Consider the following 18,888-nt stretch of genomic DNA (forward strand, 5'->3'; position numbering starts at 1 on the left):
ATGATTCGTTTCGATCGCTAAACGCCTTAACGTACTCAGCTGCAATTGCCCGGTTAATCTGGTGAAGGCAATTCTGAAAAAAAATACAACCGAAACCATCCACTCACTTGAAACGATTCTGGCTTTTTTGGGGCATACAAGCGTTGCTGCTCATCCTGATACAAATTGGTTTACACGGGTATGACTCGCTTGGCAATGATGATAATGTCCTTGCATCAATCAGCCTAATCGGCTTATTCCAATACGCCTGGACAGCGTATATCGTCTTTTTTCTGTTGAGTCTTGGCATTCGTTCCGGCCGGCCGATTATCAGTAATATTACCTTTTCAATCGCGAGCCTGCTATTTACCTGGCTGGCTTTAGAAATCGTTAGCTGGGCAGCTTTGAAGCTGGGGGTTGTTACGTACGAAGCGCCAACTCATGCCCGGTTATTCGTTAATTTTAACCAGGCTACCAAACCCTTACCCTTCTGGGGCGATTACGATGAACACATTCCCCGCTGGCGGCTTCCATTTACGTCCCACTCCATTGACCGCTGCGATGGTCGGCTTAAAGTAACGTTCAATACCAACGCCCACGGCGCCCGCGACACCGCGAGAACCGTTACGAATACGACCGGCCGACCCCGAACACTCGTACTTGGCGATTCATTCATTGAGGGGTTTATGGTGAACACCCCCTCACGTCTGTCGAACCTGCTGGAACCGCGGACAAAGCGCGAACACCTCAATTTTGGGGAAAATGGTACGGCTCCCATCGAATACTACCTTACGTATAAATGGCGGGCCAAGCAGTTCCAGCACGACGTCGTGCTGGTTGGCATACTACCAGCGAATGATTTCGAGATCATGAACCGGTATCCAACCCACAAATTGGTCAGCTACCCCATATACCGACCGTATTGGGTCGAGGATTCATCGGGCTATCGGCTGGTGTATTCATTGTCCAGTCGCAGTCAGTCCATCGCTTCGCAGACAAGCTATAACAAACCGGTTCAAATCTATAATACCACGGATTCATTGTATTCTCACTTAAGCATACTGCAGAAACTGGCCACCGACTTCCACGTAAATTCATACCTGTTTCGTTGCGTATTGACATTGGGGGCAAAACTTGCCAACCGGAATCCGCTGGTCTGCTGGTATACAGAACCCATTATGGAAGAACTCTGGCGCCATCATGCTCATTCACTTGCCTGTCTGATCAGGGAAGCGCGGGGTAAACGCGTCGTTTTGTTTACTATCCCCATCCTCAATGATCTGCGATCGTATAAACGTACGCAACGGAATGAACTGGCGCCCAGATACGCTGCGCTTTGCCGTCAGTATGGCGCACAATACGTCGATTTACTGCCTTATTTTGCCGGCTACAAAGGCAATCCGGAAGACCTCTACGTCATGTGCGACGGGCATTGGAGTGAGAAAGGCGAAGCGCTGGCAGCGGATGTTCTGGCCAAAACCGTTTATCAGGAGTAAATGAAAAGCCCCGGTGATGAGCCGGGGCTTTTCATTTACTCCTGGTAAGAACTACCGAACCCGCGACGCTTTCTTGTCGGGTGTCCGGTCATAATCACCCGTAACGGTGCCTTTCGTATAATAAACACCATTCCCATTGGCGAGCATGATTCCGGCCAGGTGCGGAGCCGCCATCGATGTGCCACTATAGACAGCATAGCCACCACCCGGAATCGTTGATTTTACGCCTACCCCTGGTGCTGCCACCTCGATCGGCGGGTTGCCGTAGTTCGAGAAAGACGCAAAAACGCCGTTCACGTCGTGCGCTGACACCGTCCGGATGTTGGTTGCGTTGACGCGGGCCGGTGAAAACCAGTTTGCGGGCAATCCGTCGTTACCGGCCGCTACGGCGAAATAAATCCCTTTGTTCGCTGCGTTTTTTACGGCATTGTCAAGCGCCGTCGAAAAACCACCACCGAGGCTCATATTCGCTACATCGCCCCGCTTCCCCGTGCGACCCACGAAATCAACTCCGGCAATAACCCCCGACGTGGATCCGCTGCCATCTCCCCCCAACACCTTGACGGGAACAACTTTGGCACCAGCTGCTACGCCCACCACACCAAAATCATTGTTGCGGGCTGCGATGGTACCTGCTACGTGAGTACCGTGACTGTTCAGGTCGTCGAGCGAAGCTGCGTCCGGTCCGGTTTTAAATGCATTGTATCCGGCACTGGCATCAACGTTCAGTTCCGGGTTATCGAGGTCGATCCCGGTATCGATGACGTACGCCTTGGCCGAACCGGTGTAGTTCACGAATCCGCCCACGGCCGTGATGCCCCAGGGAACTTCCTGCGTGCTGGCCGCAGTGGTTACGGCTCCCTTGACAGGCTCAGACAAGCGAATGATCTGATCCTGCTCAATGTAGTCGACAATTGGGCTGTTGGCCAGCATTCGGATTTGCTCGGGCGTCAGCTTGGCCGCAAAGCCTTCGATTACGTTACTGTAGCGCTCGTAGATTTCAAGGGGATTAATGCCCATCTGAGCGGCCACCTGACCAAGATTTGCCAGTTGAGCCGATGACAACACGCCATCTTTCAACACGACGATGTAACGGCCATCTACAGCCGCAACCCGGGCTTTTGCAGCCGCCGGCACGTCATCGACCGAGGGCTTAGTTGCTGATGAATCCTGGGGCTGACAACCATCCAGGAACAGGGCTCCGGTAACCAGGAGGGAACCTAAGAGAAGATTGCGATTGAAACGCATGGGTAGAGTTTGGTTTACGAAAACTTGATTTGATAAAATTTTGCTAAGTATTTTTCACCACGAATATATTAAAAGCAAATTAAGGATAAGGCAGTATTTTGTTATCGGTCAACAAGTCGCGTTCGTATTGCCGGTCCAATGGGACTATTTTCTTTTTATGTACTATTTGTATAATTATGACATTTACTACGCAACATCCCGATTTTTGAAAATTAGTCATAAATAAAGAAAAAGTAGTACGACTTCATTAAATAAAGCTCAAAAGAATTAAATTCGGAAATAGGCTGTTTTTACCAAATATTTTTTGTAGTATATTGCACGACTTCATCGTATCAGGAATAAAGGTCGGCTGCCAGCCATCACTTCTTTACCCGACCTGAACCCTTTATAATTTTGAATTTGTTAATCATTCGTGATAAACGCTGTTACGTCTATGTCTGATCAGGTTGACCAACGCGGCTCTTCGCCAACCCTGACTGAAGGGCTCTACCGCCCGGAATTTGAACATGATAACTGTGGCATTGGCTTTATAGCCGACATTAAAGGCCGCAAGTCTCACCAGATTGTGTCGGATGCCCTGCACATGCTTCGGCGCATGGAGCACCGCGGTGCGGTCGGTTCTGAGCCTAACACCGGCGATGGCGCTGGTTTGCTCATTCAGATTCCTCACGAGTTTTTTCTGGACGAGTGCCGTAAGCTGGGCATTCACCTGCCCCCTGCGCTGGAATACGGCGTCGGCATGGTTTATTTTCCGAAAGAGGCCCGGTTGCGGGAAGAGTGCCGGGCTATTCTGAACCGGAACATGAAAAAGCTGGGCCTCGAACTACTCGGCTACCGGGTTGTGCCGGTCAATAACACTGAATTGGGCGACGGCTCCCGGTCCTGCGAGCCGCAGATGGAGCAGTTGTTTGTTAAACGTCCGTCTTCAGTTAATAACCCCGATGATTTTGAGCGTAAATTATACGTACTGCGTAACTACAGCACCCGCATCATCAATGAAACCGTAGCGGGGGTCAATAACTTTTATTTCTCGTCGCTTTCGTGCCGGACCCTGACGTATAAGGGTCAGCTTACAACCGGCCAGCTGGAACCTTATTTCCCTGATCTGCAACGCGAAGAGGTGGTATCGGCGCTGGGGGTAGTGCACTCCCGCTTTTCAACCAACACCTTCCCGTCGTGGAAACTGGCGCAGCCCTTCCGCTACATTGCCCATAACGGTGAGATCAATACTGTGCGCGGCAACGTCAACTGGATGAAAGCGGCCGAATCGCTCCTCGAATCGGGTAAGTTTACGAAAGAGGAGATGGACATGCTGCTGCCCATCTGCGACCCACGGCAGTCGGACTCGGCCAACCTCGACAATGCCATCGAACTGCTGATGATGAGTGGTCGTTCGCTGCCGCACGTGATGATGATGCTGATCCCGGAAGCCTGGGACGGCAATGAGCAGATGGACCCCGTCCGGAAAGCTTTTTATGAATACCATGCCGGCCTGATCGAACCCTGGGATGGCCCCGCGTCGATTTCATTCACCGATGGCCGAATCGTGGGGGCTACCCTCGACCGGAACGGTCTGCGTCCGTCGCGGTTCTGGGTCACCGACGATGATGTGGTGATCATGGCTTCTGAAGCGGGGGTGCTGGACATTGATCCGGCAAAAGTCGTTCGGAAGGGACGCCTGCAGCCGGGCAAAATGTTCGTTGTGGACATGGAGCAGGGCCGCATCATCTCGGATGAAGAACTGAAAGCCGACATCTCTTCCCGGCAACCCTATCAGGCGTGGCTTGATCAATACAAAATCCGGATTTCGGAGCTGGAAGCGCCGGCTCGTACGTACCGGAACTACGACGAGAAATCGCTCCTCCGGCTGCAGCAGGTATTCGGGTTTACGTCGGAGGACCTGCGGATGATTCTGGCCCCGATGGTCGAAACCGGCAAAGAAGCCCTTGGCTCGATGGGTACCGACGTACCGCTGGCCGTGCTGTCGGAGCAGAGCCAGCACATGAGCCATTATTTCAAGCAGTTGTTTGCCCAGGTGACCAACCCACCTATCGACTCGATACGGGAACGGGCCATCATGTCCCTGATTTCGTTCGTGGGCGCTACGTACAACCTGCTCGATGAAACCCCTGAACACTGCCGCCAGGTAGAACTGGACCAGCCGGTGCTGACCGTACCGGAGTTTGACAAGCTGCGGTTCATTGACCGGCATCACTTTCAGGCCAAAACGATTAACTGTTACTTCCTGGCCGACGGCAAAGGGGAATCGCTCGAACGCGCCCTCGACCGGATCTGCCGCTACGCCGAAGATGCCATTGCCGATGGCTATTCGATCATTATCCTGTCGGACCGGAACGTTGACAGCAGCCACGCGCCGATTCCGTCACTGCTCTCAACAGCCACGATTCACCACCACCTCATTCGGCGCGGGCTCCGGGGTAAGGTAGGGATCGTAGTCGAAGCCGGCGACGTTTGGGAAACGCACCATTTCGCTACGCTGATCGGCTACGGCGCATCGGGCGTCAACCCGTACATGGCATTCGAGACCATTGCGAGCATGAAGGAGCGTAGTTTGCTACAAGTTGACTACGACCTCGACAAATTGTATAAAAATTACATCAAGGCGGTTAACGGCGAACTGCTCAAGATTTTTTCGAAAATGGGCATCTCAACCCTGCAATCGTACCAGGGTGCCATGATTTTCGAATGTCTGGGGCTGAACGAAGACGTGGTCAATCGTTACTTCACAGGAACGGTTTCCCGGATTGGCGGCATGGGTCTGGATGAGATTGCCCGCGAGATTCTGGTACGTCACCGGACGGCTTTCCCCGAAACCCCCGCTCTGTCGACCCGTCGCCTGGAAGTGGGTGGCGTGTACCAGTGGAAGCAGCGGGGTGAAAAGCACATTTTCAACCCGGATACAATTCACCTGCTGCAACAGTCGACGCAGCGGAATGAGTACGCTATCTACAAGAAGTACTCGAAACTGATCGACGACCAGTCGCAGAAAGCCATTACGCTGCGGGGGCTGCTCAAATTCAAAAAAAGCACGCCCATCCCCATCGACGAGGTTGAGCCGATTGAAAGCATTTTCAAACGGTTTGCGACCGGCGCCATGTCGTTTGGTTCCATTTCATGGGAAGCCCACACGACCCTGGCCATTGCCATGAACCGGATCGGCGGCAAGAGCAACTCCGGCGAAGGGGGCGAAGACGAACTCCGCTATAAGCCGCTTGGAAACGGCGACAGCATGAATTCGGCCATTAAGCAGGTGGCATCGGGTCGGTTTGGCGTAACGAGTTATTACCTCACCAACGCCAAAGAATTACAGATCAAAATGGCGCAGGGGGCCAAGCCCGGCGAAGGCGGTCAGCTCCCGGGTCATAAGGTCGACGACTGGATTGGCCGGACGCGTCACTCAACGCCGGGCGTAGGGTTGATCTCTCCCCCACCCCACCACGATATTTACTCGATCGAAGATCTTGCGCAGCTGATCTCCGATTTGAAAAACGCCAACCGCGATGCCCGCATCAGTGTCAAGCTGGTGTCGGAAGCCGGCGTAGGCACCATTGCTGCGGGGGTTGCCAAAGCCCACGCCGACCACATCCTGATTTCAGGACACGACGGCGGTACGGGCGCTTCTCCGCTGTCGTCGATTCGCCACGCGGGTCTGCCGTGGGAACTTGGCCTGGCTGAAGCGCACCAGACGCTGGTGCGGAATAAGCTACGTGGCCGCGTTACCGTGCAGGCCGACGGGCAGATACGTACCGGGCGCGATCTCGCTATAGCGGCTCTGCTGGGTGCGGAAGAGTTTGGTGTCGCAACGGCCGCCCTGGTAGCCGCCGGGTGTATCATGATGCGGAAGTGCCACCTGAACACCTGCCCGGTTGGGGTTGCTACGCAGAACAAGGAACTGCGGGCCATGTTTACGGGTAAACCGGAGCATGTGGTGAACATGTTTACGTTCATGGCGCAGGAACTGCGCGAAATTATGGCTGAACTGGGCTTCCGGACGGTGGCCGAAATGGTCGGTCAGGCGCAGATGCTGGAGATGCGTGACGATGTTCAGCATTGGAAATACAAGCACATCAACTTGTCGGCGCTGCTGTACAAAGAGCCGGTTAGCCTCGATGTGGCGCTGTACAAGCAGGAAGATCAGGACCACGGCCTCGACGACGTACTGGATCGTACGTTAATCGAAGCGGCCCGGCCGGCCCTGTCCGACGCAGAATCTGTGTATGCCGAATTCACCGTTCAGAACATCAACCGGAGCATCGGTACGATGCTGTCGAACGAAATCTCGAAACTCTACGGAGGCCCTGGCCTTCCCGACAGTACGATTCACATCAAACTGCGCGGAACGGCCGGACAAAGCTTTGGCGCTTTTGCTACCCGTGGGATAAAGCTGGAGCTGGAAGGCGACGCCAACGATTACTTTGGCAAAGGTCTTTGTGGTGCCCAGCTTATTGTTTATCCCGACCGGCTGGCGCCGTTCAAGCCCGAAGAAAACAGCATCGTTGGTAACGTATCGTTCTACGGAGCTACTTCCGGCGAAGCGTTTATCCGGGGCATGGCGGGCGAGCGGTTCTGCGTCCGTAATTCAGGGGCCAGGGTCGTTGTCGAAGGCGTTGGTGATCATGGCCTGGAGTATATGACGGGTGGCCTGGTCGTTATTCTGGGCACTACCGGCCGCAACTTTGCCGCCGGCATGTCGGGCGGGGTTGCCTACGTCTGGGACCAGGACGGTACGTTTGCGTCGAAAGTAAACCGGGAGATGGTAAGCCTGGAAACGCTGACCGACGAAGACCAGGGGATTGTTCGCGAGTACGTCGAGAAACACTTCCAGTACACGACCAGTAACGCAGCCCTGACGCTGATGCAGAACTGGGATGCCCTGATCGGTCAGTTTGTGAAGGTGTTGCCGGACGATTTCAGCAAGGCGCTGGCCAGCCGGGGCATTGCGTTGTCGGAGCAGATTCGGGACAAAAACGTGGTGTACCAGGACATTGTTGTGGATGTAGCCCAGGGGTAAAGCCTCCAATCAGTCAATTACTTAGTTGTTTTTCAGATAATGGGAAAACCTACCGGATTTTTAGAGTTCACTCGTGAACTGCCGAAGAAGCGCGACCCGCAGGAGCGAATTCACGACTACAAAGAAATAGAAATGCCGTTTTCGGAGCAGGACTCACAACGGCAGTCTGCCCGCTGCATGGATTGCGGCACCCCGTTCTGTCACAGCGGCTGTCCGCTCGGGAACATCATTCCGGAGTTTAACGACGCCGTATATGAGCAGAACTGGGAATATGCGTACGAGATTCTGAGTTCGACCAACAACTTCCCCGAGTTTACGGGACGTATCTGTCCGGCTCCCTGCGAATCCTCGTGCGTACTGGGCATTAATAAACCGCCGGTTGCAATTGAGTTTATCGAAAAATCAATCGCTGAAGTCGCGTTTGAACGCGGTTATATCAAGCCGACTCCGCCGACGAAACGTACGGGCAAACGGGTAGCCGTTGTTGGTTCAGGGCCTGCCGGCCTGGCTGCGGCTGCGCAGTTGAACAAAGCCGGACATACGGTAACTGTGTTTGAACGCGCCGATCAGATCGGCGGCCTGCTACGGTACGGTATTCCGGATTTTAAGCTGGAGAAATGGACCATCGATCGCCGGCTGGCCGTTATGGAAGCCGAAGGGGTAGAGTTCAAAACCGGTGTAAACGTGGGCGTTGACCTGAAAGCCAAAGAGCTGACAGAACAGTTTGATCTGGTGATGCTGACGGGTGGATCAACGGTTCCGCGCGATCTGCCCATTCCCGGCCGCGAACTGAAAGGAGTTTATCCGGCGATGGAGTTCCTCAGTCAGCAAAATAAGCGCGTATCGAACCGACCGGTTGAGGTAGACCACCGGGGTGTGGCCTACAACGACGGCGATATCTGGGCCACCGGCAAAAACGTTGTCGTCATCGGCGGGGGCGATACCGGCTCCGACTGCGTGGGTACATCCAATCGCCACGGAGCCACCAGCGTCACCCAGATTGAGCTGATGCCTATGCCCCCGAAAGAGCGGGCAACCAATACCCCCTGGCCCAACTGGCCGATGATGCTGCGGACGTCAACCTCGCATGAGGAAGGCTGCGAACGCTACTGGTCGATCAATACGAAAGCGTTTATCGGCGACGAAAACGGTAATCTTAAAGCACTGCGGATCGCGGATCTTACCTGGCAGAACGAAGGCGGCAAAATGCAGATGGTAGAGTTGCCCGGTTCGGAGCGGGATATCCCGTGTGAACTGGCGCTTCTGGCAGCCGGCTTCCTGCATCCAGAGCACAACGGTCTACTCGATGATCTTGGATTAGAGTTCGACGATCGGGGCAACGTCAAGACAACGCATTATCAGACAACCACGAATCCGAAAGTATTTGCTGCGGGCGACATGCGCCGGGGACAATCGCTGGTAGTGTGGGCTATTTCGGAAGGCCGGGAAGCCGCCCGGGCTGCCGATTGCTACCTGATGGGCGAGACCATGCTTGAAGCCAAAGCCGTTTCGATGCTGGCAACCGTCTAATTTCTTCATTCAAAATAAAAAATCCCCTCAGTGCTGCTGAGGGGATTTTTTATTTTGAAGCAATCACTTCGACTTCAATCAATACGTCGTCGCGGATAATTTTCGGAATGTTTTTTAACTCGGAAAGTTTCGGAGCACCGTCCGGGAAATAGATCGTATTGGATTGTAGAATCTGCTGATTAGCCAGCGCGCTTACCTGCCCCGGTTCACCTTTCAGATGATACGTAACCTGCTTGACATCCCGTAAGGTAAGCCCCACTTTCCCCAGGGCTGTTTTAACATTTTCATAGACCTGTCTGATCTGAGCGCTAAGATCACCGGCCCCAACAAGTTCGCCCTTTTCGTTAAATGGTCGCTGCCCGGTGATGTACACCTGCTTTCCCTGGATCCCGGTATCTACTTTGTAGGTGTACCCGAATTGTACGGGATTGGATTGCGCGCTGGCCAGGGTCGTCAACAGGGCACAGATCAAGCCCAAAAATAGTCGTTTCATGCTGGATAAAAGGTATGCCGTATTACATCAACACGGCGTCGTTTACTTCATCAAAAAACAGGTAGTTCAGAAAATCACAGTAGGGTTTCAGAAGTTGACACCCCCGCACAACGTCGTCGGCAAACGCAGGCTTCAGGACCTCTTTATCGGTGAAGCGGTGCATGAAAAACAGTTGTTTCCGACGTAACAGTCCGATTTCAGGGTGATCGGCAGAATAACCTTTAGGTGCCGTTTTCATGGTTTCGCCCCAAACTTCGGGAAAGTAAGCCCGGAAGGCATCAGCCTCAATGATTGCCTTTAGCTCATCGACGTTATAATCAACTTCCTGCCGGAATTTACTCAGGTGCTCGGGGGTTGGCTGCCACATGCCCGCGCCCAGAAATGACTCATTACCCGGCTGCAGATGAATGTAATAATCGATACGTCCCGAATGACGACCGCCGGGCCCGATGGCCGCAGAAAAATTCAGCTTATAAGGTGATTTATCTTTAGAAAAGCGGATATCGCGGTTAATACGAAAGATGCAGTCTTTAACGTCGGTGGTAGGCAGCGGCTCAAACGAACAAACCCCCGCCAGCACGCGGCCAACCCACGCTTCAAATTCAGCTTTGGCCGCTACGTAGCGTTTACGATTTGTCTGAAACCAGTCGCGATTGTTGTTTTGCGCTAATTCGCGCAGGAAATCAAGGGTTTGCGCCGTCAGTACGGCTTTCATTTCGGATTTTGTTGCCATTCTATGCCAAAGGTAACAAAATTCAGGTTTTGTCACAGTCGCGCCGACACGCTAATTTTGGCCAAAAGCAGTTATACTTTATGTAGCCTGTAGAGTGAATACTAATTTAAGCGTCTCAAGCGTTTCAGGCTACCTGAGTTGGTGAACAATAACAGAATCTGGATGAGGTATTGGCAGTTGGTTTGGCTGTTTTTGTGGAGTAGCGTACCGGTTATCGCGAGGGCTCAGCCCCAACCGAACCCGGCCCATGGACTTACGACCCGTCTGAATGGAGATATCCCCTCCCCTCAGGCATCAAGTGGCGTTCGTCGGGTATCGGGCCAGGCAGTCGCTGCCGAACCAACGAATCCGAAAGCCGTCGAACAGCTTCAGGCCGGTAATGTGGCGTATCGTAACCGAAATTTTGCGCAGGCTACGATTGCCTTTCGTCAGGCGGCCCGGCTCCAGCCGCAGTGGGCACAGGCGCAGACAGCCCTGGGGCACGCCCTGCTCGCACAACGCCAATACCGATCGGCTAAGCTTGCCTATGATGCCGCCCTCCGGCTCGACTCCCTCGACCGCTACGCTCGCCTGGGACTGGGCGTCATTACGTACCGGCAAAAACAATATACCGAAGCCGCCCGTCACTTTACCCTGGGCGAACCGGCCCTTCTGGCCTCAAATCCGGCCCACAGCGATGCGTTTCTCTTCGCCGGACTAAGTTACCTCGAAGCCAAACAGGTACGCCGGGCCGAAACCGCCCTGAAAACGGCTAACACCCTGAACCCGAATAATCCGGCCACGCAACTGGCCCTGAGTGATCTATTTCGACGGCAGGACCGCTTTTACGCGGCTCTGCACCACGTTGAGCAGGCCCTGCCCAATGATCGCAGCAACGCTCAACTGCTCACCAACCGGGGAAGCCTGTACCTGAAACTGAACCAGATGGATCAGGCTTACGACAACTTCCGACAGGCGTTAAAGCAAAATCCCCGCGACATGAATGCGCTGAACGGGGCGGGAGTCGCACTACTGGAGCTGGACCGCATCGATGCAGCTGCGGCCATCTACGACAGTTTGATCAATCGGGGGCACCGCACGGCCTTTCTGTACAACAACCGCGGGATTGTCCGCATGTATCAGGCCCTCCGGCAGGAACAGCGGGGCGATGATCACCAGGCCAAACAGCACTATTCGCGGGCCCAGGCTGATTTTCAGAAAGCGCAGGCCACCGATACAACGAGCAAATACTACCAGAACAACCTCGGCAATCTGTTTAAAAACACCCGGCAGTACGACTACGCGGTTAAGGCCTACCAGGCTTATCTGAGCAAAACCGCGATCAACAATATGGCCGTCATGTACGCCAGTGCCAAGCGCCCGGCGGAGTCAAGGCTCTACTTCGACGTAGCGCTTAAACTGGATTCGGGCAACCGGGCGTTCATGTACAACAAATACGTGCTGTACAGCCGATTTTATAAGGACTCGCTGGCCATGAAACCGGACCTTGTGCAGGCCGGCCAGGGTGTATCGGCCAAAACCATAAGCACAAAATACAGCCTCGACGGGTATATCAACATTTACCTGTACGACTACGGGTTCGATACCTACGAGTATCCGGAAGCCGTGGTGCTGCCCATTCCGCCCGACCCACCAACGCCCGTAGTTTCCGAAACGACCGGTGCCGCACAGCCGCTGGCACCTGCTCCAACGGCGGTTGCCCCGGCCGCGCGGAAGAGTCCGGCTCAGGTGGAGCGACGCCGGATGCCCCGAATGAAAAAAGCAAAGCACCGGGGCAGTACGCGGTGTCCTGTGTTTTAACCAGGCCCGTTACAAAGAAACTGTACCGGCAGCCAACCATTTCATACCGGCCTCGCTTACTTTTGTAAGACAACCTGAAAAAGAAGTTTGTGAAAGGCAATTCCGTGCTTACATCGGCTGCCCCGCGTCATTCTGAGAAGAAAGACCGCCGGTTTGACGTCAACCGGTGGCTACGCTGGGCAACCTGGGCGTTGGTAGCGGCTACGTTGGTGGGGCGCCTGGGCGAGTATCTGTTCATCTTCGAATTATTCAGCCACTTTGCCGTTCAGTACTGCGTGGTGGCAGCGCTCCTGGCCACTTACTGGCTTTTTTCGGGCAGCTGGCTGGTCAGAATTTCGGTGGGCTGTCTCATCCTGAACGGTTTTCTTGTGTATCCCTGGCTACTGGCCGACCCTCCGGCAGTCGTCGAATCCAGCCGCGATCTTCGGGTACTGCACGCCAATGTTCTGTACACAAATACCGACATGCAGCGCACCATCAGGCTGATCCGCGAGAACCAGCCCGATCTGTTTGTTCTACAGGAAATGACGCCCCCCACCATCCGGGTATTGGCTCCGCTGCGCGATACGTATCCGTTTCAGTACGAAATCTGGTCGAAGGGGCCGTGCCATATACTGGTGGGCAGCCGGACGCCCTTTTCGGTGGATAAGCAGTCCGTACAAACGCAGCAGGTCATTCACCTGCATACGACCGTTCGAGGCCGGGACATGGCCTTGATTACCGTACATCCCCGCACCCCGGTGCTGCCTTCCTGGTTTCGTGAGCGAAATCAGCAACTCGCCTTTGTGGCCGACCAGATCCGCCGGGAACGCCGGCCTACGCTGCTGATCGGCGACTTTAACATCAGTGTGTTCTCGCCGGTCTACAAACGTATCTTCGACAACCCGGACATGGCGGCCTGCCGCAAGGGCTTTGGCATTGGTCCAACGTGGCCGCGCTTCCTCCCACCGGCCATGATCCCGATTGATCAGGCCTTTGTGAACGAGGGGTTCCGAACTGTTCGGTTTCAGCCCATCGAACAGCCCGGCTCCGATCATAAGGCGGTGGTTGTGGATCTGCAATGGTCCGCTGAGGACCGGTAAGCGCCGTAACGACCGGCAGATTGCCCACAATAACTAATTGACAATCAACTTGATTATTGATTTTCATCTCCGTACATTAGGTTAGTTTTCACTAAACCCCTTACGGTTATGAATCTATTGCACCGCATTGAACACTGGGGCGATACGCATCACCCCGCCTGGACCGACGCCGTACGTATCATGCTGGGTATGCTTTTGTTTCTGAAGGGAGTAAGCTTTATCAGCGACACAACGTACCTGTCTCAATTAGTAGGTGGCCTGCGTTTTGGTCTGCTGCCGGTAGTTCTGGTCCACTACGTTGCCTTTGCTCACCTGATGGGCGGCTTCCTGATTGCCATGGGCTGCCTGACCCGGCTGATGGCCCTGCTGCAACTACCCATCCTGATTGGGGCGGTTTTCTTCGTCAATATATCGCAGGGGTTTTCGCCCCTGAATTCTGAACTCTGGCTGTCGGTTATCGTGCTGATTCTGTTGCTGGTCTTTCTGGTGATCGGGTCCGGACGCTTTTCGATGGACGAATACGTCAAACAAAATGCCCGCTGAGCCGTTAATTTGCCATTACTAATTCGCAACGTTATGGCAACGAAACATAAAGACGCCCTGGAAAAGGTAGAGGAAGAGTACAAAGATCAGCGCATTACGGGTAACCAGGACAATGGTACCAGTCATGGTTCCACCGGCACGGGCCGCAGTTCGACGGCGCACAAAAGCGCGAAACACTCGAAAAGCAGCAACAGCAGCGCAGGCAAGGCAACCGGAGGCAACAAAGGCGGCCATAGCAACTAAGTTTTAACAACGGTATAGCAAGGCCACTACCCAACGTAGTGGCCTTTTTTTATGCCGGTCCGCTGGCTCAAAAACAAACGGTCGCCAAAACAGTCTATTTATCCTGTAGTTTAAAATGCATTCAACTCGATGAATCCTGCGACGCGTATGAAACTGATCAGGTATTATTCGCCCACAGAAACCGGCTCCAGCGATAAAACCGCGGGACGGGGGCAGCAGAAATCGAACGGTGGCGGACATAACAGCCCAAGCCAGGGGAATCACGGTGGCAACCGGAGTGGCAATAATAACGGCGGGCATTCGGAACCGAACAATCCCGGCCGCGCAAACAAGGATCAAGGTTAACTAACTGACGCTATGAACCAATTCATCAGGTATTACTCTCCGCAGAGTGCGGGCGGTAACAGCACCAAAAACCAAAAGGAAGAAGGCACCAAGCACGGCAACAAACGCCACCGGAGCGAGGGCAACCAGGACAACGACAATAAGCCCGGCAAAGGCAAACAGAACGCGAATAGTGTGGATTAGCGTGCGGCCTGGGGCGAAGGGCGTGAGAATACACCCTATGCCCCAGGCCCTTCGCCCCAGGCTAAAAGATATACCGAATTTCACACCAGGGTATTTCCTCCCGGATCATTTGCTCGAACACATCGATCATTTTCGCCTTCAGCTGGTGGTCGTAGCGGATGTTCCAGCCGCCGTACTGACTCCGTTTGTTTTCCTGCAGTTCGGGCACCCACAACAGTTCTTCCGCCTTCGGATTGATGGCCAGATTCGCCTGGTGCTGCCATTGGTTATGGGTCAGGAAAATCACCTCAGCCTTCAACTGCGCTTTCACCTCGGGCCGGACGACTGCGTCCAGTTGCCGGAACAGCTCGCGGTAATCGTCGCGCCACTGCCGACGGTCGCCGGGGTTGCTGCCATAGACAATAACAGGTGAGAAGTTAACGTGGACCTCGTAGCCAGCGTCGTAGAAGTCGTTGATGGCAGCAATCCGCTTCTCAATTGAATCGGTCCGCACATCGACCAGCCTGCTGACGTGCGACGGCATCAGGCTAAACCGGATACGCACCTTGCCTTTCGGGTCAAACGTCAGCATGTCGGGGTTGACAAACTTGGTAGCAAAGGTCGCTTTGGCCCGCGGATGGTCGCGGTAAAACTCAAAGACCTGCTGAATCCCATCCGACAGGCTGTAGTCAATTGAGATGTCAGAGTTGCAGCCAATGTCGTAGGTATGATAAACGGGGTCGGTCTGGTTCGGCACCTTTGGCCAGGGCAGCGTGTAGACGTGTTTATCGACCGCCCCTAGAATCTCGTCGACGTTGGTAAAGAGCGTAATTGGATTTACTTTCTTATGCCGGTCGACGTAGCAGTACGCGCAACCCCCGAAGCAGCCATTCGCCAGACTCGGGGCGATGTAATCGGAACTACGGCCGCTCCACTTGATCTCCTTCGTCTTAAGTTTACCAAGCACTAATACGTCGGACTTCACCTTAAAATGATTCATGCCCAGTTCAGGCAGTCGGTTATGCTGCGTAACCTGCAGGGTTTCAGCATCCGGATACTGGCTCATGATCGCTTCGCCACGCTCATTGAGCGCATCGGCGGTATATAAAAGCATCTTGGGATTGAATTCAGGCATGAACGAACAGTTGAGTAAGGTATAGTTATAACAGGTAAACGGAAGCTATAGTTCGGCATCACCCCCGATCAATCAACTGTATTTCAGCTATTTACAAAATAGTTTCCCCGCTAAAATCGTAATAACGAAGGCCAGAAAGCGAGGCAGGAAAATGAAAAATTGAACCGGTACGTTGCGCGTGCTGCGGGTTCGAAACGGGCCGACTTTCCCCCCGGCTTACCGACTGACGTAAAATGTTGCTTACTCAATCAATTTCCTTTTTCTTCTACGGCTAAGATTGTATACTACCCTCAACGTAGCGTTTTTAGGCAAGTCCCATTCGACCATTATTAAATAACTAGTTACCTCATACAAACTATTTTATACGTTCTTATGGATTCCACACCATTTACATGACCAATCTCTACAAAGTATACACATCGCTTACCAGAAATGGGCCAGCCTTTTTGACCGTAACAATGAAGGAATGGCTGTTTCAGACAGGGAAACATCTGCTAAAACGGCTGGGTTTTGACTTTTTAACGAAAGAGCAAACCGAGCTGTATCTGCAACGTTATGAAGTTACCACCGAGGCCGGTAGTACACTTCGGCTACCGGCAATCGTTAACGCGTCCGAATCTGGGAAGTTGATCTTTACCGAAAAAAGAATCCAGTTTCCGCCTACGTACGTCTGGTGTGTTCCGGCCGCGGCCGGAAAAACCCGCCAGTTAGTTACCGGTGGCCTGCTCCTGAATCATAAGGTGCTGAAAACCGACTACCGGCACCGCGATCTGGCGAAGATGTACCTGCGTCCGCGCATCAGGCGGGTAATCGTGACCGACACGCTGCTTGCCCCCTGGAGCCAGGTGTTCGACGATGTCTGGTTTGGTGGGTACTATGATTTTATGCTGCTCGTGGCGGCCAAGATCTGCCGGATTCGGGAAGCCCTGCCGGCCTCCGTCTTTTCGGAAGCCATCCTTGCCTATCCCTTGCTGGGAACTTCTTACGAACGGGACTTTATGGACCTGATGGGTCTGCGGGAGGAACAGGTGGTAGACAGCCGACTCTGCAACGTAACCTTTTCGGCCTGTGTACTCGGCAACAGCAATAGTTGGATCTACCCGAATGTGGCGGATATTCAGGCTCTGAAAAAACAGGTCGAAGCGCGGGTCGAGTTTGTGCCGACCGAACCCCGACGCTTATACATTAGCCGTGCCGGTCGTCGTCGGATTCGGAACGAAGCCGAACTCGTCGACGCGCTGAAACCTTTAGGGTTTGAGATTATCGACGACAAGCCCCGATCCATTGCCGAACAGGTGCAGCTCTACAAAAGTGCTTCGTTTATTCTCGGGCCCCATGGCGCGTCGTTCACCAACATAATCTGGTGCGAGCCGGGAACGCATCTTTTTGAATTGTTTTCTCCGGATTATACCCCGGAATACTTTTTGTACCTGGCGCAGGTCATGAACCTTCAGTATTCGGCATACAGTCACGGGAAATCCACCGGCGATGGCCGATTCGGCATCAGCGATGATATATACGTAGCTGTGCCGGAGCTCATTAGCCGGTTACGTTCGCTGCTCGACCCAGCCATTCAGACAAATTATCCCCCCACAGCCTGATTGTTTCCACGGCTGTGGGGGTGAATTTTGATCATGCCCGTACCTGGCTTGCGCCCATTAATTCAGATAGGTACTGCGCTACTCCCTTCGGCGACCGGCCCAGCAAGGTGGCCAGCGTATCACTGGCTTTTTCCAGCCGATGCTGTTTCAGGGCCTCCGACATACCAACCATCGCTGCTATTACAAACTCGGGCAGACCAGCTTTCTGCAGCCCTTCCTCTAGCGAAGCCGCCGGGATATCAACGTACGTGATTGGTTCGCCAAGCTGCTGACTTACTAAGACTGCGATGTCGGTAAAGCTGTGCGATTCGCCACTGTTAATGTCATACGCCTGATTGTGGTGACCGGCTGTAGTTAAGACGATGGCCAGCGCTTCGGCGATGTCGTCGCGGCCCGCGAACACCAGCCGACCCTGCCCGGCCGGAAAGTAAATCGCTTTATTTTCGGCTGGATTGCCGACCAGCAAGGGCAACGTTTCCAGATACCAGCCGTTGCGGAAAAACGTATAAGTCAACCCAGAGTCGATGATATACTGCTCGGTATCCGCATGAATAGCCGCAAACGTAAACGGCGATGCGGGGTCGGGGTCCAGAATACTCGTATAAACAATATGTCTGGCTCCTGCCTGTCGGGCAGCATCAACGGCCGTACGGTGCTGTCGGGTACGTACCTCATTCGGGGCGTCGCCCGAAATAATCAACACCGTTTCGGCCCCCTGAAACGCCCGGACCAAACTGCTGAGATCGTTGAAATCGCCGTGGCGTACCGACACCCCTTTTTCGGCAAGCTCAGTAGCCTTCTCCGGCTCCCGAACACTAACAATTAACTGGTCAGGGTCAACTCGTTTCAGTAGTTCCAGCGCCGTTGCCCGGCCCAGATGCCCATTACCGCCTGTGATCGCAATCATGTTTTTTGTGTTTAGTTGAAGCATTAGTTACTTTTAAGAACTCAATACTAAAGCGTAACTATTGCTTCAACAAGAAGGCATGTCGAACTCACTAAGGCACATGGAAGGAACTATTGTTGACAATCAATCGGAAAAAATTTCGCACCGGCTCGAAAAAATTTTCACCCCGGCCCCTCTTCAGGTACCCGGCTGTCCGGTTCGGGACGTACTGGACCGGATTGGCGACAAATGGTCAATCTTGTCTGTCCTGCACCTGGGTCATTCCGGTAAGCTGCGCTTCAATGAACTGCTGCACCGCATTGACGGTATTTCGCAGCGCATGCTGACGGTGACCCTGCGTGGGCTGGAACGCGATGGTTTTGTGTCCCGGCGAATCTATGCCGAAGTGCCACCGCGTGTCGAATACGAGCTTACGGCTCTGGGCGTCAGTCTGCTCGATCAGGTATTGGGGCTGGCGGTCTGGGCACAGGACAACATGGGCGACATCATAACGTCGCGGGCCGCCCACGCCAATGCAGCTGGCTTTCAGAACCTCCCCTAAACAATACGGCCGGATCAG

At 53.8% G+C, this 18,888-nt stretch carries 16 protein-coding genes; 11 read left to right on the forward strand and 5 right to left on the reverse strand.

The genetic code is table 11. The features are described 5' to 3' along the window. The first annotated feature begins 107 nt into the window (after nucleotides 1-107). On the forward strand, nucleotides 108-1,475 hold the full coding sequence (locus tag DYU11_RS11920; protein ID WP_119667894.1) for an SGNH/GDSL hydrolase family protein: 1,368 nt from the start codon (nucleotides 108-110) through the stop codon (nucleotides 1,473-1,475). A 51-nt stretch (nucleotides 1,476-1,526) separates the two neighbouring features. Here the strand turns inward: DYU11_RS11920 and DYU11_RS11925 are convergent, their stop codons facing one another. Continuing rightward, the gene (locus tag DYU11_RS11925) at nucleotides 1,527-2,723 is read right to left on the reverse strand and encodes a S8 family serine peptidase (protein WP_119667895.1); all 1,197 of its coding nucleotides are present in this window, start codon (nucleotides 2,721-2,723) and stop codon (nucleotides 1,527-1,529) included. Between the two features lie 433 nt (nucleotides 2,724-3,156). Here DYU11_RS11925 and gltB point away from each other — a divergent pair, with 433 nt between their 5' ends. Both gltB and DYU11_RS11935 read left to right on the forward strand, forming a co-directional pair. Continuing rightward, nucleotides 3,157-7,755: a glutamate synthase large subunit gene (gltB, locus tag DYU11_RS11930; protein ID WP_119667896.1), complete on the forward strand. Its 4,599-nt coding sequence runs from the start codon at nucleotides 3,157-3,159 to the stop codon at nucleotides 7,753-7,755. Between the two features lie 39 nt (nucleotides 7,756-7,794). After that, complete coding sequence (locus DYU11_RS11935; protein WP_119667897.1) at nucleotides 7,795-9,285, forward strand: glutamate synthase subunit beta; 1,491 nt, start codon at nucleotides 7,795-7,797, stop codon at nucleotides 9,283-9,285. A gap of 49 nt (nucleotides 9,286-9,334) precedes the next feature. On the opposite strand, the gene DYU11_RS11940 is transcribed toward DYU11_RS11935, so the two are convergent. Both DYU11_RS11940 and DYU11_RS11945 read right to left on the reverse strand, forming a co-directional pair. Next, nucleotides 9,335-9,778, reverse strand: a complete 444-nt coding sequence (locus DYU11_RS11940) for a RidA family protein (RefSeq protein ID WP_119667898.1) — start codon at nucleotides 9,776-9,778, stop codon at nucleotides 9,335-9,337. Nucleotides 9,779-9,800: 22 nt separating this feature from the next. Continuing rightward, on the reverse strand, nucleotides 9,801-10,511 hold the full coding sequence (locus DYU11_RS11945) for a DUF2461 domain-containing protein (RefSeq protein WP_199736715.1): 711 nt from the start codon (nucleotides 10,509-10,511) through the stop codon (nucleotides 9,801-9,803). A gap of 162 nt (nucleotides 10,512-10,673) precedes the next feature. On the opposite strand from DYU11_RS11945, the gene DYU11_RS11950 reads away from it, so the two are divergent. The 6 genes from DYU11_RS11950 to DYU11_RS33210 all read left to right on the forward strand — a co-directional run bounded on the left by DYU11_RS11950 (nucleotide 10,674) and on the right by DYU11_RS33210 (nucleotide 14,707). Beyond that, nucleotides 10,674-12,311: a tetratricopeptide repeat protein gene (locus DYU11_RS11950; protein WP_119667899.1), complete on the forward strand. Its 1,638-nt coding sequence runs from the start codon at nucleotides 10,674-10,676 to the stop codon at nucleotides 12,309-12,311. 89 nt (nucleotides 12,312-12,400) lie between these two features. Further along, nucleotides 12,401-13,393, forward strand: a complete 993-nt coding sequence (locus tag DYU11_RS11955) for an endonuclease/exonuclease/phosphatase family protein (RefSeq protein ID WP_119667900.1) — start codon at nucleotides 12,401-12,403, stop codon at nucleotides 13,391-13,393. 108 nt (nucleotides 13,394-13,501) lie between these two features. After that, complete coding sequence (locus tag DYU11_RS11960; protein WP_119667901.1) at nucleotides 13,502-13,936, forward strand: DoxX family protein; 435 nt, start codon at nucleotides 13,502-13,504, stop codon at nucleotides 13,934-13,936. A gap of 33 nt (nucleotides 13,937-13,969) precedes the next feature. Then, entirely contained in the window at nucleotides 13,970-14,179 is a 210-nt protein-coding gene (locus DYU11_RS11965) for a hypothetical protein (RefSeq protein WP_199736716.1), read from the forward strand. A 147-nt stretch (nucleotides 14,180-14,326) separates the two neighbouring features. Continuing rightward, nucleotides 14,327-14,524, forward strand: a complete 198-nt coding sequence (locus DYU11_RS11970; RefSeq protein ID WP_119667903.1) for a hypothetical protein — start codon at nucleotides 14,327-14,329, stop codon at nucleotides 14,522-14,524. A gap of 12 nt (nucleotides 14,525-14,536) precedes the next feature. Further along, nucleotides 14,537-14,707 (forward strand): hypothetical protein, encoded by a 171-nt coding sequence (locus DYU11_RS33210; protein ID WP_158600271.1) that lies wholly within the window; start codon nucleotides 14,537-14,539, stop codon nucleotides 14,705-14,707. Nucleotides 14,708-14,768: 61 nt separating this feature from the next. Here DYU11_RS33210 and DYU11_RS11975 read toward each other — a convergent pair whose 3' ends face one another. After that, nucleotides 14,769-15,821 (reverse strand): spore photoproduct lyase family protein, encoded by a 1,053-nt coding sequence (locus tag DYU11_RS11975; protein ID WP_119667904.1) that lies wholly within the window; start codon nucleotides 15,819-15,821, stop codon nucleotides 14,769-14,771. A gap of 392 nt (nucleotides 15,822-16,213) precedes the next feature. Between DYU11_RS11975 and DYU11_RS11980 the strand changes: the two genes are divergently transcribed. Beyond that, a complete protein-coding gene (locus tag DYU11_RS11980; protein ID WP_119667905.1) occupies nucleotides 16,214-17,422 on the forward strand; it encodes a glycosyltransferase family 61 protein in 1,209 nt (402 codons plus the stop codon). Between the two features lie 31 nt (nucleotides 17,423-17,453). Here the strand turns inward: DYU11_RS11980 and DYU11_RS11985 are convergent, their stop codons facing one another. Beyond that, nucleotides 17,454-18,329: an SDR family oxidoreductase gene (locus DYU11_RS11985; protein ID WP_158600272.1), complete on the reverse strand. Its 876-nt coding sequence runs from the start codon at nucleotides 18,327-18,329 to the stop codon at nucleotides 17,454-17,456. Between the two features lie 100 nt (nucleotides 18,330-18,429). Here DYU11_RS11985 and DYU11_RS11990 point away from each other — a divergent pair, with 100 nt between their 5' ends. After that, nucleotides 18,430-18,870, forward strand: coding sequence for a winged helix-turn-helix transcriptional regulator (locus DYU11_RS11990; RefSeq protein WP_119667907.1), 441 nt, complete (start codon nucleotides 18,430-18,432; stop codon nucleotides 18,868-18,870). The last annotated feature ends 18 nt before the right edge of the window (nucleotides 18,871-18,888 follow it).

It is taken from the genome of Fibrisoma montanum, assembly GCF_003583365.1.
In the GTDB taxonomy this organism is placed as follows: domain Bacteria; phylum Bacteroidota; class Bacteroidia; order Cytophagales; family Spirosomataceae; genus Fibrisoma; species Fibrisoma montanum.